Source organism: Paenibacillus sp. FSL R7-0179 (assembly GCF_038002265.1).
Taxonomy (GTDB): domain Bacteria; phylum Bacillota; class Bacilli; order Paenibacillales; family Paenibacillaceae; genus Paenibacillus_AQ.
On record NZ_JBBOCC010000002.1, the window covers coordinates 1546413 to 1562996 of the forward strand.

General features: G+C 53.7%; 2 protein-coding genes. Both read left to right on the top strand.

Annotation, left to right across the window (positions count from 1 at the left end; all coding sequences use genetic code 11):
* Nucleotides 1–7767 (top strand): S-layer homology domain-containing protein, encoded by a 7767-nt coding sequence (locus MKX63_RS23145; RefSeq protein ID WP_341020371.1) that lies wholly within the window; start codon nucleotides 1–3, stop codon nucleotides 7765–7767.
* Between the two features lie 86 nt (nucleotides 7768–7853).
* The gene (locus MKX63_RS23150) at nucleotides 7854–16577 is read left to right on the top strand and encodes a chitobiase/beta-hexosaminidase C-terminal domain-containing protein (RefSeq protein WP_341020373.1); all 8724 of its coding nucleotides are present in this window, start codon (nucleotides 7854–7856) and stop codon (nucleotides 16575–16577) included.
* Nucleotides 16578–16584: the final 7 nt, after the last annotated feature.

The window sequence follows — 16584 nt, forward strand, 5'->3', positions numbered from 1 at the left end:
GTGAAGTTGTTGAAACGCACAGTAGCGGTAATGCTCACCTTAATCATGGTATTTCTGTCCACCTCCGAGAGCTTCCATGCTCTCGTCGAGGCGGCCAGCAGTACCAAGACAACCATGATCCAGAATGACTTTATTAAGGTCACTGTGGATAACGAGACGGGCCGCTACGGCATTCGCACTGTAGAGGGTCAGCCAATCCGTAAGAACGACAATAATGTTAACCTGCTGTTCCAGGGAGATGACCCGGAGACGTCGTTCACGACGTTCCGGATCGATGGAACCGATTATATTTACGGCAATAAATACAAGTTCGACGCCAGCCATTATTCAGAGACTACTGCACCTAAAGTGGTGGAGAATTCCAATGGCACCAAGCAGCTTGAGATGATCTGGAAGATTAAAGGCGTAGAGATCAAGCAGATTCTGATGCTCTACACCGACAGCAAGGATGCTGTGAATTCCGGTAACATCAATATCCGCTATGAAGTGAATAACAAGAGCGGGGCGCAGGTGCAGATCGGCAGCCGGATTCTGCTGGATACGATGGTCGGCGGCAACGACGGGCCGCAGTTCCAGATTGGCACAGCCTACAAGTCCCCGCTGCAGGTAGAGCGGAAGCTGGTGCATAATCCGGAGGACGATCCGGGCATTCCCTTTGAGGATAGAGCTTACTTTAAGATTCCTGCTTATTGGGTGATGCGCGATAAGCTGGATCTGACGAATCCTCAGGCAACCAATGTGGTAGCCTACGGCTTCAATAACTTTGCCGAACAGAATATTAATATTGTGGATGAGATGATTGTCGGGCACTGGAACGGCCTGGCGAACACGAAATGGGATTATAAAATCCATCCGAATCTGGACTTCACTAGAGACACCAATGATTTCGGCACAGCGGATTCCGCAGTTGCCTTCTACTGGAACCCGGAGAAGCTGGCACCGGGAGGCTTCCAGAGCTTCGAGACTGTCTACGGTCTGGGTGAACTGACAGCTCCGGATAAAGTGTTCTCGATCCGTTATGTAGATCAGGTTCAGCAGCTGGCTACCGAGCCGGTTGAAGGCGGAGGAGTGCCGACAAAATATGAGAAAAACGGTGTCTTCGACGTTATAGCCGAAGTAGAGAACCTTCAGGCCTACAATATGGAGCACTCCAAAATTGAAGTGGAGATGACGCTGGAAAGTGGCCTCAGCTTCGTCAGGCAGAATGAAAAGGGCGAAGATATCCTGGATGAGAACGGCAATCCGGTCCTGGAGAATTCCCGCAGCAAAATGCTGGAATTCAAAAAGTCAGCCACACCTGATGAAGCGGCGATGGGCATTGAGCCGAAGTACAAGCCGGGTGATGCGGTTACTGCAACCTTCCGCGTTCAAGCCAAAGGCAGACCTTGGCCGGTTACCCGGGAGTATATGATTTCCGCAAGAAGCCCGGAAACGCAAGGCAAAATCGAAGGCGTCAAGGATGAGGGCATCAAAGCCCAGTATGAATCGACCCGTACCAATTTCATTCTCCTGCCGCCGGTGGGAGAAGCAACTGCAACGTATTCCTATGCACTCGCTCCTGCAGAGCTGTATAGCACAGATGTGAAATATCTGACAGTCAATCTGTCGAATATTGAAGCTTACAATACGGGCAATGCAACGACCGCTCCGAACTTTGACCTGTACCTCAAGAATAAAGCAGACGGTAACCGGTACAAAGTCAATGTTCAGGATGCAGTGGTGATGCAGCCGACGGATGACGGATTCTCCGGCGCCATGCGGATTACGTACCGCGGCGGTGACCAGGTGGATCCAGGCGGCAATGTGCTGGAAGCCGGGCTTGGACCGGAATTGCCGCTCGGTGAATACCAGGTGGAGATTGATTACAAGGGCGATGCCGGCGGGGATGAGGAAGTAGCGGCTCTCTATGATATGACGACTCCGCAATCCTTCCTGGTTACCGATAATAACGACACACGTATCCGTGAAGCCGGAGTAATGGCGGTATACAAGGAAGCTGTAGATATCAGCGGCCTTGCGAATGGTTCATCTGTCAAGGATGAGCTGGTGGATCAGCTGAATTCTCTGTTCCCGGGCAAGCCTTTCAAGGACGGTTCGTTCCTGTACAAGGCGGTTACCGAATATAAGAAAACCAAGGCCTTGTTCGGCGCAGCGAGCAAAGCGGTTGATCCGAAATTCGATATCAGTGAATTTATGGATGAAGAAGCGCTGAAAGAGACTCCAATGTATGCTTACAAGCTGTTTGCAACAGAAGAGGACTTCGAGGAATTCAAGGAAGAAGCGGAAGCCAAGGACCCGGAATTCGACCGTGAGATTCTGGTAACTGTCCGCGGTATGATCAAGCAGGTGGGTACAGGTGACGAAGAGCAGGTCATCGTGGATACCAAGACCGAACCGGCAATTATTAATGATGCTGTAGCTTATAAAGGTAAAGACCTGTCTTTTGTACGCGGTAAGCTGGATATTTTCGGCAACACCCTTCCCGGCGATCTGCCTTTCCTGGATACCTTGTTCGTCAAGGGTGAAGGAACGCTGAGCGTAGCGAGCAGCGGATTCGTCTTCCACAAGGGCGAATGGACCCTCGACTTCTTCAACGGCTTCAACAAGTCACTTGGAGAAGAGGACTTCGATCCTAAGGAGAAGGAAGACGATGAAGATAAAGACAAGGATGATGATAAAAAAGAAGAGAAAGGCAATGACGGCAATCCGGAAGACGACAGCCAGAACGGCAGTCTGAAATGGGCCGTCGGCGGCGTGGGCGACAGATTGAATCCGCTGCGCCAGATCATGATTGAGGATGTGTACTTCAACAAGCAGTCTTTGTTCGGGGCACCAAGCTTCTCCATTGACGGCTTTGGCTTCTCTTTCAATGACTACATTCTTAGAGAGAATGGGATTTCCTTCGGCGGCTCAATGTCCCTGAAGATCATTAACTCCGAGATTAAGAATGTCATCTTCAACAGTGCCGGCTTCTATGGCGTTGATGCCTCCCTGGGCTTCGATCTTAATCAGGAGATGGGTTTATTCGGACCGGATAAGAAGAAGGACGCGGACAAGAAAAAAGGTCCGGATGCTCCAAGCGGCAAGGTTACAATCAAGCATGCTGTGCAGGGCGACGGCGTAGGCAATGAATACGGCCTGGAGTTCGCGGCCCAGCTGAAGAATATGATGGGCGTGGAGATTGAATTCTCGCTCAAGAAGGTAAAAGACGGCCGGATTCTTCCGGATGTAATTGCCTTCGGGGCAGAGCTTCCGAAACCGGGTATCCTGGTCACGGGTGCAACCTATTTGACCGCTGTGCGGGGCGCAGTGCGTGAGCTGGCGGACACGATTGCCGGCGGCACGGCACAAGATCCATTCCCGTTAACGATTCAAGCAGGCGTAGGCATGCGGTTCGGGATTGCTCCGGCGTATTTCTTCGGCGATGTGGACCTGACGGTGAAACGCACAGGTCTTAAGGTGGAAGGCAAGCTGGATTTCGCCGCCAAAGCGGATGCGGATAAAGATGACCGGCTTCCAATGCTGACCAAAGCGCTGCTCGAAGCGCAGTGGGTAACCCCATGGTTCGTGCGCGTGGAGGCGGAGATGGATATCGGCGGCTGGGATATCATCATCGGGAAGGCGGGTATCTTCGTCGGACAGAATCTGGAGAAGAACCGCACGGATTTTGAAGGCTACATCAGCTCCAAGGTGCAGATTCCGAACGATGTACCGGTTGTCGGCGGTATGCCGCTGTCCAGTATGTTCCTTGGGGTCAATAATGACAAGGTCTGGGGCAGCATCGGTATTCTGTTTATCTCCCTCGGCATCACCTATTACTGGAGTGGAGGCATTGAATTCGGCACTTCGACCGATCAGTTGCCGGAAGGCATGATCCATCTGGTGGTGGATGATCCTGAGCTTGGACCGCGCCTGATGGTGATTGGTGCAGGGGTGCAGACGCTGGCCACATCCAAGGTAGCTACTGAGGATGAGAACCAGGAAATTATCTACCGCGAGGTAGAAGAAGGCGTCAAATATGTCGAGAACGGATCGATCAATGTCGGCGTAGGCGGCATTACGGTCAAGAACGGCGGCAGAATCCATGAGATTCCAATGGACGGCGTAGCCGGCAATGCCATCATTGAGATGGAGTACAGCAGCAAGGAAATGCCGGAATTCAAGCTGCAGGATGCTTCAGGCAAGCTTTATCCGGTGAAATTCGATAACACGAACACTGATCCTACGGCAAATGCTTTTACACAATATATTCCTGCAAGCTATAAAACGGACAATGGGTCTAAACTCAGCAATGAAGTGGACATTCGCAGAGCCTATATCATTATTCCTGAGAATGAAGCCACAAAGGGCGGCACTTGGAAGCTGACAGCCGTCTCGGCAGTTGATACCAAGCTGCTTAACGTTCCTACTCTGCCTACTCTGGGTGAAGTCAACCTGGCGAAGGACAACACGAACGCGAATAAGTTCACAGCCTCCTGGAAAGTGGCTAACGCAGCCGAAGGCGATACAGTGAACCTGTATCTGGCTGAGGATGCGGTGACAAACCGCAAGGAAATGCTGAATGGTCAAGAGATTCTGCAGACGGGTGATCCGGGTATGCTGATCGCCAAGGATGTACCGGTCGGAGCTGGCGGCTCGGTCAGCGGCGGAATTACGAGCGGCAGCAAAGTGATCGATGTCACCAATGTAACACTGATGGGCAATCCCGAGGATATCCGCGGGCTGCTTAGACAAGGCAACTACTACCTGCGGGCCGAGCTGAAATCCAGCGCGAACTTCGGGACGAAGACTTCGCCGCAGCGCTTTGAAATCATTGATCCGCTGGCACCGCAGAGTGTCAGTGATGTCATTGTTGAGCCTGCCGGCAACGGATTGTTCTCACTCTCCTTCAAGCCGGGAGCGAAGAAAGCGGGACAGAGCGGCTTCGAGCACAGCTACGTGATTGATGCGAAGCTGGATGCTGAAGGCAAACTAAGTGAATATGCTCCGTTCGGAGAGCTGTTGTACACAGAACAGGAGCTTAAGCCTTACTGGAATGCATCCACAGGTAAATACGAAGGTCTGTTGATCGGCGGCTGGAAGGCTGTATCTACAACAGATGAAGTCTACAAGGGCAGCCTTGAAGGCTCAGTGATTGATCTGAGCAAGGTGAAATACGTCGGGCTGGAAGTGAAGCAGAATTACGTCATCGGCGTTACTTCAGCAACGGTTCCAACCGAGGATGCCGACAAGCATCAGAACTATCATTATGCCGAGCGGCAGAGCAGCAGCAGCAAATGGTTGCCGGTTCCGAGCCTGCCGAAGCTGACGGTATTGAGTTCATCAGGGACGGCAGATGCCTCTTCCGGGAACTACGTGAACCTGTTAACGAATGAAACGAAGCAGAAGCTGACGCTATCTTCAAGCCAGTCCAATGTGACAGTGGAAGCCTTCTACGCTGACAAATCCATTGGGACAGTAGCTCTGAAGAACAAAGCAGATGGCACAAGCGAAGGCATACTGAATCTCGACCAGTTCCAGACGGACGGGCCGTATGCGATTGAACTCAGGGCCAGAAATACGGCAACCAAGGATATCTCAGTGACCATGCTGTATCTGACGGTAGATACAATCGCACCGGTGCTGTATCTCACAGAGCCGGTAACGGGTGAACGTACTGCACAGGGTGCCGTTCGTGTAGCCGGAACAACAACTACAGGAACGAAGCTGGCCGCAGTGTATACCGTGAGCCAGTTACAGCCGGATGGGAAATACAAGGATGTTGAGATTTCTGCTCCGCTTACCGTGGACCCGTTAAGCGGTGATTTCAACGGAAATGTGAAGATTGACTCGGCTGAACCTTCCGTAGCCCTCAATATTGTGGCTAAGGACGAAGCGGGCAATCAGAACACAGCAGTTGTGGATATTACGAATGCAGGCTTCAAAGTACCGGTTGCCCTGGTTCTGAAGGGAGCGGAGACGCTGACACCGGGTGCGGCAGGCCAAATCCAGGCTTATCTCAAGGTGTCGGATGGCAAGGATGACAATGGCAAGCCGAAATTCAAGGAAGAGCCGATTACCGGTAAGGATCTGGATAACCTGACTTATGAGGTTGCTGTAGGTGATGCGGTATCCCTGTCAGCCAAAGGCAATGTTACCGCACTTGCCACCGGCTCCAGCCTGATTGAGGCTGAGTATAAGGTATCCGAGGGTGTAACGCTTAAGGGAATGCTTGCGGCAACCGTAGCTGTTCCCGATCCCAAAAAATTAGGAACTGTGCAAGCCGTATCTTCTCCGATTAGCGGAGACAACAACCACACGAAGATTACGGTGACTTCGGCCGGAGATATGACTGGACAGCAGATCTCGTACAAGGTCTTCTCGTCAAGTCCTGAAATCCTGAAGTATGAAGAAAATGTAAGCTCATGGAGTCTGCTTCCGCTCGATGGTATAGTAACTGCTCATCCGGGCGCCACCATTGTGCTGGCTAAGCGTACCTCGCTGGACAAGCTGGTTAAGGCTTCCGGCAGTGTAGCTGCGTCGGTCTGGACCAGCAGTGGTTCAGGCGGTGGAGGCGGTGCTGGCGGCGGCGGTGGTGCAGTACCGGGAGTTGTTGAAGAGCAAGCACCGGAACAGGCAGCCCAGATTACCGTCAACGGCCAGCCCGTGACAGCGGAGTGGGATGGACTTACAGCTATCATCCGGATTACGGATAAAGAAGCAGTTGCAGGCAGTGACCTCACAGTAAGCTCCACCGATCCGAATGCCAAAGCATTCAGTATCCGTGTAGACCAGAGTGTGGTTCAGCAGCAGCTGAGCGCGAAGAAGAAGATTGTGATTGAAGTTCCTATGGGCCAATTGGTCATTGCACCTGAGAATCTTGCAAGTGTAACCGCAGGGCTTACTATCGGCATTGGCGGTAATAGCACTGCTGACCAGCAGGCGATGAAGGCTATTTCGGATCAGCAAGGCTTCACGCTGATGGCGGCAGGGCAAGGTGTAACGGTGAACGTTAACCTGCCAAAGGGCAGCTGGACACCGGCGCTGGCAGCCAAGATTGCCATTCCTGCGCCGCTTGCGGCCAAGGAGATTACGGCCATGGTGCTTAAGGATAAAGACGGCAACTGGACAACGGTACCGTGGAAGCTGGACAGCAGCGGTACGGCAGTGAATGTACAGCTGACGGGCGAAGGCAGCCTCTTCTTCATCCGCAACCAGAAGACCTTCAAGGATATGCCTTCAGGCTGGGGCAAGGAAGGCATTGCAGCGGCATCCGCCAAGCTGTTCGTGCTAGGGAAATCTGCGGACATGTTCGATCCGGCAGGCAAAGTGACCCGGGCAGAATATCCAACCATTCTGCTGCGCGTTGCAGGTCTCATGAACAAGCAGGCAGCTTCGGCAGGCTTCAGTGATGTCAGCGGCAGCAGCTGGTATAACCGCAGTGTCTCCATTGCAGCCGAACTCGGTATTGTTACCGGACTTGAAGGCGGCAAGTATGCGCCTAAGGATACGCTGACAAGAGTTGAAGCAATGACGATGCTCGGCAGATTGCTGAATCAGGTCCAACCGGGCAGTGAACTTAGCGAGGCCGAAGTTACTTCGATCCTCAGCGGCTTCACTGACAAGGGCAAGGTTCCGGCATGGGCAAGACAAGCCGTGGCAATGAGCATTAAGAACGGCATTATTCTCGGGGAAGGCAACAAGGTGAACCCGTCAAGTCCGCTTACGCGTGAACAGGCGGCAGCCGTTGCCATCCGGCTGGATCAGTTCATTACAGCCAAGCAATAACAAGGATGTGCCCGTTCGCTCGTAAGCGGGCGGGCACACTTCTCTGGGAAATCCTTAAGTCACAATCCAATTCAGGTGGTGTCAATATGGCTTTGAAGCGAAAATCATGGATAGGTTATCTAATAGCACTGGCGGTAGTTGTTGTTGCCGCAGTTGCCGGAGGCATCATGGCTAAGGCTGATCCGCAGACATGGGACAGCGCGGCTAGGACCGAGTGGTACGTGCCAACGAATGATACCTTCAAAATAAAGACTGCTGCAGAGCTGGCAGGTGTAGCCAAGCTCGTAAATGAAGGTAAGGTAAACGGGCTGAGCGGTAAAATTATGGAGATTACCGACAATCTGGATCTCTCCGCTTACCAGTGGGTGCCTATCGGTACGGCCGAGCATCCCTTCCGGGGAACCTTAATCACCGAAGGCGGATTAATGAAGAAGATTAACGGTTTGAATGTAGTAGCGAACCGTTCTTACCAGGGTCTGGTAGGGAACATGGCAGGCGGTACAGTAGGCGGCCTGATTTTTGAATCAGGCACCATCTCTGTGACCGGAGTAACCTATGATGTCTATGCCGGCTCTGCTGTTGGTAAAATGAGCGGCAGCAGCATTGTGTTTGACATTACCAACCAGATCAATATCACTTCGGACGCTTCTCCGTACCACTCCTACACGGGCGGTATTGTCGGGATGGGCGAAGGGATGATCTCGAACTCTATCAATAACGGAACCGTTACAGCGTATGGTTCAGCCGATGTTGGCGGAATTATGGGCTATGGCGATTCCAGAGGCATCATCATCAAAAAAGTGGTCAACCATGGAGCGATTCTTGCCCAGGGGACGGACAGCTCCGTGCTCACCGCAGGCGGGATTGCAGGGCATACGACAGGAACGCTTAGTCTAAATGATGAAGATACGCCAATCATCAATACGGCTACTGTCTCCATTGCTGGCGGAAGTCAGGTTGCGGCAGGCGGGATTGCCGGTAAAGTGGACAACACCGTCGTGTTCTCCAACATGACTACCAATAATGGTGCAATTACCGTTAATGCAGCAGCGGCAGTGAATTCGGCAGCCGGTGCGCTGGTAGGCGCGACAGGTACGGTTGGCAGCCGTGAGGCTTCCATTACCTTTGTGAATACAGCGCCGGTTACCAATAACGGCGGCAAGAACGTATATACCGGCGGGATTGCCGGATATACCGGCAGCAAATTCACCTGGACGCATCCTTATGCGAATACACAGCAGATTACAGCAACAGGCACAGAGAATGTAGCTACCGGCGGATTCGTCGGATATGCCGCAGGCGGCTTGGTTACCAGCAACGCTACGGCAGGAGTATTTGAGAATAGAAAGCTGATCTCAGTTAACGGCGGCAAAGGAGTCTACACCGGCGGGATTGCCGGTTATGATACGGGCGGGAACATCACTCAGACCTCTTCCACCGGCGAACTGAAGGTTAAAGGTACTGCGGATGTATATACCGGCGGTACTGTGGGTTACGAAATCGGCGGAACCATTGCATCGTCCGTGACCGGCAAGACTGCAGCGGACCTGCTGAGTATCACTTCTGATGGTACCATCGGCGGAATCGCCGGCTACCTGGAAGGAACCGTGACTAATTCTTCTATTAAATATGCAACGCTGCAGGTCACTTCTGCTGGAGGGGTTGCCGGCGGAATTGCCGGTAACGCACAAGGTACAGTCAGCGGAGTTACTGCTGGAGATGCTGAATCGGCTGACTACAGCACCTTGGTGCTCAAGGCTGCGGTAGCGGGTGCACCGGACGGGCAGTATAATGTCACGTTTGGCGGACTCGTAGGCGTGAACACGAAGCCGCTGACGCTGACCGGCGGAAAGGCTGCACGGATCAGCTTCCTGAATGAAGCCGGAACCAGCGGGTATACCATCGGCGGCGCAGCAGGCAAGCTGACTGCTGATGCGGTAATCGGAACTGCTGCTGTGCCTGCACAGGTACAGGATATCCGCACAGAGCTGAAGGCCGACAAGGTGAGCTTCGGCGGCGGCGCAGGGCATAACTCGGCTGCCGGGTTCAACGGGCACACGAATCGTATTGACATTAAGGCTACAGGCGCTTCGGTAAAAGCCGGCGGTATGTTCGGCGAGAACCATTCGGCCGCAGCCACTCCTTACAATCATGCAGAGAATGTAGTTATCACTGCAAGTGGTGCGGATAACCAGCTTGGCGGGAATACCGGCTTCAATGCCGGACAGCTGGTTAACGCTACAGTGACCCAGCTGTCTATTGAAGCCAGCGGTATCCGTGCGGAAGCGGGCGGAATCGCCGGACATTCCGAAGGCGTATCGGCGTCTGAAGCACGTGCAGGCATTGCATCTGCTGTACTGAATGTTCCCGGTGCTGAACCGATGATTACGCTGACAGCGGCAGATGCCAAAGCTGGAGCGATCGTTGGAGCAGCTACAGCGACAGATATTACAGCGCCGGAAGTGAACGCGGAAAATGGCGCTCTGATGCTCATCCAGGCCCAAGCGGCGAAGCCGTCTGTCGGCGGTCTGGCAGGCACCCTTACGGACAGCAGCATCAGCAGTGACAGCAAAGTGGTCAATGTGGAGAATATGCTGATTCTGGCAGGGCCAGCGGCTGCAGATGCCTACATTGGCGGTATTGTAGGTTACAATGAATCCTCCAGGCTGGAACGTCTGGCAGGATCAGCGGTGAGTCTGACCATTAACGCGCCGCGCGCTACTGCAGGCGGAGTGGCCGGATATAACCACGGCAGTGCTACAGGCATTATTGTGGACACTTATATCAGCAGTCTGAATCTGAAGGCTAACGACGGTGCAGTGTCCTCTTATGTCGGGGGCATCGTGGGTCTCAATGCAGCCCAGAGTATGGATCCGGTACTGAATCCTGCGACCTCGGTCAGCACGATTCAGAATACCCGTACACTGGGTACGGTCTCAGCTACCTCCGCAAATGCCATTGTGGGCGGTATGGTCGGCGAGAACCGTACGCTGATTGCCAACAACAGCATTACCGATAAAATCTCGGTGATCTCACGAGGCAATTCCTCCCTCATCGGCGGTCTGGCCGGTGTGAACACGGCATCAGGAACACTCTATTACACGTATTCCAATGCGAACCTGACCATTGAAGGGAAGGGTACCCATGCCGGGGGCTTGGCAGGCAGCAATGCCGGTGCGGTGATTGGCTCTTATGTAGATATTGATGTTACTGGCAATGCTCAAGGATCATCAAGCGGCTCGGTCTACCTGGGCGGACTGATCGGCAGAAATACAGCCGGTACAGTGGAACAATCGTATTCCGTTTCCAAGGTTACGGCGAACGAAGTCTATACCATTGTAGGCGGTCTGATCGGGGAACTGTCCGGCGGGACCATCAAGAATTCCTATGTGGCGAAAAGTGTTAACGCTGCGAACGATAATTCTTACGCCGGCGGCTTCGTTGGCCGAATTACAAACGGTAAAATAAGCAACGTCTACTCGGCAGCAGAGGTTAATGTAGCCGAGAAAAAGACCGCTTATGCCGGCGGCTTCGCCGGACGTTATGATAATGCAAGCAAAGAACTGCTCTACAAGTCTTACTATATTAAAGACGAAGGACTGAACATTAACCGCGATCTGCCTGATTTCGCAGAGGGCAATCACCGCTGGCTGAATGTGCATGTCCGGCTGACCACCATTCTGTCGGAGACCCTGAAGGACAGAACGGTATTCCCGGGCTTGTCGGGCTGGGATTTCGAGGGAGCCTGGAAATACGGCTCGCTGAGCGCGGCATACCGTTATCCCGAAGTCAACCGCACTGCCAATACCGGCGGCGGAGACAACGGCAATAACGTAAATGCCAATATCAACTGGTATACGAAGGATAAGGATGCGATCGGCTTCGAGATCACCTCGGAAGCGGAGCTTGCCGGTCTGGCGGGAATTGTCAACGGCACGATTGCCGGTGTGGAGCAATTCGGCTTTAAGGACAGAACCGTGACCGTGCTGAATCCGATTCATATCCAATCAAAGCAATGGGTACCTATCGGTGATAAGGAAGCTGGCCCGTTTGAAGGAACGTTCGACGGGAAGAGCCAGCTGATCGACGGTCTGACTCTGCAACCGGTATATACTCATTCCGGGTTGTTCGGAATCATTGGAACTAATGCTACAGTACAGAACATGAATCTTGAGCCGCTCTCGGTTGCCGGTAACGGCTACACCGGCGTACTGGCCGGAACGAACCTGGGTACGGTCAAGAATGTGGACCTTAAGCTGCTTGAGGGCGTTAAGGTCAGCGGCGGTATTGTCGGCGGCATCATCGGCCAGAACTCAGGCAGTGTTGCCGGTCTGCAGCTTACGCTGGACGGCGGAAGCCGGATTGAGACAGTAGCTGAAGGCGGCATCGCCGGCGGTCTGATCGGCGACAACACAGCGGATATTACAGCTGACACCTATGTCATCCACGATAAGGACGGCAGCATCGGCAGTGCGGCTGACCATGCCGTTATCGGCGGGATTATCGGGGTTCAGAATGGTAATGCGACGGGGCTGGCCCTTGAGGTCAATTCGAGATACCGGATTTCCTCCACAGGAATGGAAGCCACGGTTGGCGGACTGGTTGGACATTACCAGAGCGGTCAAGCTGAAGGGCTGACCGTAAGCTTTGCAGACGGAACCCTGGAAGCGCGGGGGCTTGGCTCCATCCTTGGCGGTATGATCGGTCAATCCGATCAGGGGAACAGCATCCGCAATGTTACAGTAACCGGCTCCGGCAGCGGTGTGCAGCTGACAGCTAATGGTACGGCTGGCGGTGTAGTGGGCGCGAAGGAAGGCAGACTCGGCTTCATTCTGGCCCGTTCTGTGGATAACAGCAGCAGCTTCGATGTTGAACATGCAGCGGTGTCAGGCGTGAAGCTGGCTACGACCAGCGACAGCTTGCAGGCTGTGCTCGGCGGGATTGCCGGATCGGCTTCCCGGACGGCGATCAATGACGCCAAGTTCAAGGCTTCTTTGCAGGCCGCCGGTGAAGTGATTACTGCCGGAGGTATTGTGGGAGAGAGTGATAACTCCATCATCTACAACGCAGATTCGTCGCCTGAGCTTCAAGCTGCGGCGAAGAGCGGTGAGGTAGCGGTCGGCGGGATCGCCGGAACGATCTCAGCCCAGGATATCAATCAGGGCTTTGATTTTGGCAGGGCATATCCGCTGTATAAAGGGATCTACATTGCCAAGGTTCATGATGGACAGATCACAGTCACCGGAACAGACCATCGTGCTGACCTCTACGCGGGCGGTCTGACAGGCAAGAATACGGATGCTTCCATCTATAGCTCCGAGGTGGCCTCCGGTCTGAAGGTAACCGGCGGTAATACTGTGAGTGCAGGCGGAGTAGCCGGATACAGCAATGGTATCATTGTGGATACCATTGTCAGAAGTGGTGTGAACGCAGATAACAGCAGAGTGATCAATGCCGGCGGGCTTGTCGGCTGGGGAGACGGCGGTGAGCTTCATTACAGTAAGGTGACCGCCGGCTCCGGCCAGTCCATCAATATCGGATCAGCAGTTACTCTGGGTGAATCAGTACCGAATACACGCGTCGGCGGAGTGATCGGTATGGCCGATCATGTCCTGATTACGAATACCCATACGGATATTCCGGTAGTGATCACAGATACCAATCAGGATAACACGATGTATGCGGGCGGCTTTGCCGGACTGCTGGGTGAGAACGGTACGCTTGCCGGGCAGATTCAGAAGTCTTATGCTACAGGCAAGCTGACTGTCAGCGGCAGATTAGGCTCTTATGTCGGCGGATTCGCCGGATCTGTAGATCATTACTCGATCACAGATTCCTATGCCTCCGGTGACATCAGCAATACCGGCTTCGACACACGCAGCGGCGGTTTCGCAGCCTCCGTGGAGAGAAGCGGCAGCATCAGCAGGTCTTATGCTTTACAGAGCAAGATTTCTACTGTCGGAGTGAAGTCTTCGACCCGTTCCTATAACGGCGGCTTCGCCGGTTATAATGACGGAACGCTTACTAGCGTGTACGCAAATGTGCCGCAGATTAACGTTGCGGTTGCGGGGGACAATGTCTCCAAGGGTGCACTGGTCGGCTACAACTTCCGTGACGGTAAAATTATTAGTTCCTCCTACACAGGCACACTGTCCGCTGTAGGCCGCAACACAGGTGCAGCCGCAGCTGCCGTAAATACAGCAGCTGTTGATCCGCTGGCTTCAGGACTATGGAGTATCGATTATGACACTAGCTTCCTGAATGACCTGACGGGCGGGGCCATTACGGTGCAGACTCCGCTGCAGCTTGCAGGGGCAGTCATGTTCTATAACGAGACTGGACTGAATTATTACAAGCTGTTCAACAGAACGGCAGAGAACAAGCCGGGGCTGGCAACGATCCTGCTTGAAGCAGATATCGACCTTGCCGGACGCTACTGGACGGCATTCGACAGCTTTACAGGCGTATTCGACGGCCAAGGCCATACGCTAAACGGACTTTCTCTGAAAGCCTCCGGCCAGCAGACAGCCGGATTTATCAAGGATCACCGTGGACAGCTCCTGAATGTGAACTTTACCGGAGCAGAACTCTCCGGCGCAGTGAATGCAGGTATTGCTGCCGGGATCAACCATAAGGGTGCCGTTATCCAGAATGTGAAGGTCAGCGGTTCCGTGGCTGGCAGTGCTGCCGCAGGCGGGGTAGCAGGCGTGAATCAGGGAACTCTGGAGAAGGTCACGAATGAAGGCGTGAAGCTTGCCGGAGCAGGCCGGATTGGCGGCATTGCCGGAAGTAACGCTGGTGTAATTCACCAGGCTGTATCGAAGGGCGACATTGATGTTACATCTGCACTGGCCGCAGGCGGCATTGCCGGTGAGAACAGTGCGGAAGGCTTCATCACTGAATCAATGGTCTACGGCGATATCCGTGTAGCTTCGGCTCAGGCAATCGCTGGCGGAATCAGCGGTCTGAATGCGGGAGAGATCAAGAACAGCTACTCTGCCGCGACGGTTCTCGCTGAAGGCATGTCTACTGCATGGGCTGGCGGGATTGCCGGTCTGGCAGAGAGCGGGTCGATTATTTCTTCCCTGAACACCGGAGAAGTGAAGGCTGGAGTGAAGGGTAAGATTCAGCCGCTGCAGGCCTTCTTCGGAGGAATTGCCGGACAGAAGTCTGAGCATGCCACGATCAGCGGCTCCTTGTTCAACAGACAGATGCTGAAGAATAATATTGCCTATTACAATTTGGATGGTAAGGCAGTTGGCGGCAATAACAGCAGTGCCATGGGGCTGCTGGGTGCAGAGCTGACCGGTGCGAATCTGCCGGCAGGCCTGGATGCCGGAGTCTGGACAGCCCAGAACACCTTCTATCCAGTGCTTGCTGCCTTTAACGGAACAGACGAAGGGAATCTGGCTTCAGCCGCTGTTATCCTGAGCCCGCAGGATCTGATTAACCGCGTGGGTTCGGCATTCCACATGAGCGGCGGCGGAGCACTCTCCTGGAGCGCTGATCCGTCCAAGGCTGCAGTGAACGGTACAACAGGCAGCCTGATATCAGGCGGCAGTGCAGTGCTGAAGGCAACCGCTGGAGGACAGAGCAGAAGTATTGCTATTAATACAGCAGCACTCCAGTACCCGAGTGCAGCAGTTGCACCAACTGCAACTCCAGCAGATAAGAATTTCACCACTGAATTGAAGGTGGAGCTGGCAACAGGTGAGCAGGAAGGAAGTATCTACTATACACTGGACGGTACAATACCAACTGAGACCTCCCAGATGTACAGCGGACCTATCGATCTTAAGAGCACAACAACGGTTAGAGCCATTTCCATTGCTCCCGGCAAAGAGTACAGTCCGGTTGCAGCCTGGACCTGGACGCTTGTCGTCCCTAATCCTGGCACTGATTCCGGCTCTGGCGGCTCTGGCGGTGGTGGTGGCGGTGGCCTGGCAGCTCCGCTTCCGAGCCCGACACCTGCACCGGCAGCTCCCGCGATTACTGCGGTTGCTGGAGCATCAACAGTAACTGGTGACAGTGAAGCTCCGGTCAAGATCGCTAAGAACAGCAAGCTTGCGCTGACGGCTCCAGAAGGGCAGACGATCTATTTCACAACGGACGGCAGCATTCCTACTACCAAGAGCACGAAATACACTGGTGAGCTGCTGATTACCAAGAGTATGACGATCAAAGCGATTACGGACAAAGACGATAAAGTCATTACCATCGAATATGTGGTTGAGAATGCCAAGTACAGCCTGAAGAGTGACAGCGGCGAGATCAAGTATATGACAGCTTATCCGAACGGCCTGTTCATGCCGAACGCAGCCATTACCCGGTATGAGCTGATCCAGTCCCTTGCACCGCTGCTTGACATGGAAGAAGTAAATGTAGGGAAACTGTTCAATGATGTCAATGCCGAGAATGAAGGCCTGACCGGATTCTTCGCATCGGCCGGCATTATTGAAGGCTTCCCGGATGGCGGATTCGGCGGAACCAAGGGCTTGACCCGTGCGGAATTCTCCAAAATCATGACTACCGTGCTGAAGCTTGATGTGACTGGGGCAGGCGTTACGAAGCAGAAGGATATCCGCGGACACTGGGCAGAGAAATACGTGAATGCCCTGTCGCAGGCGGGATACGTGCAAGGCTTCCCTGACGGAACCTTCAAGCCGGGAACACCGATTACCCGTGCGCAGGCCGTAGTGCTGATCAACCGCATTGCCGGCACGAAGAAGCTGACGGTAACCGCTGTACAGTTCAAGGATCTTCCGGCTACCCACTGGGCTTACAAAGACATCATGTCGGTTGTGAAATAACAGAAAT

Bases quoted from the DNA above. Each gene is read 5' to 3' on its own strand.
- MKX63_RS23150 (WP_341020373.1), top strand. From the start codon at position 7,854: ATGGCTTTGAAGCGAAAATCATGGATAGGTTATCTAATAGCACTGGCG.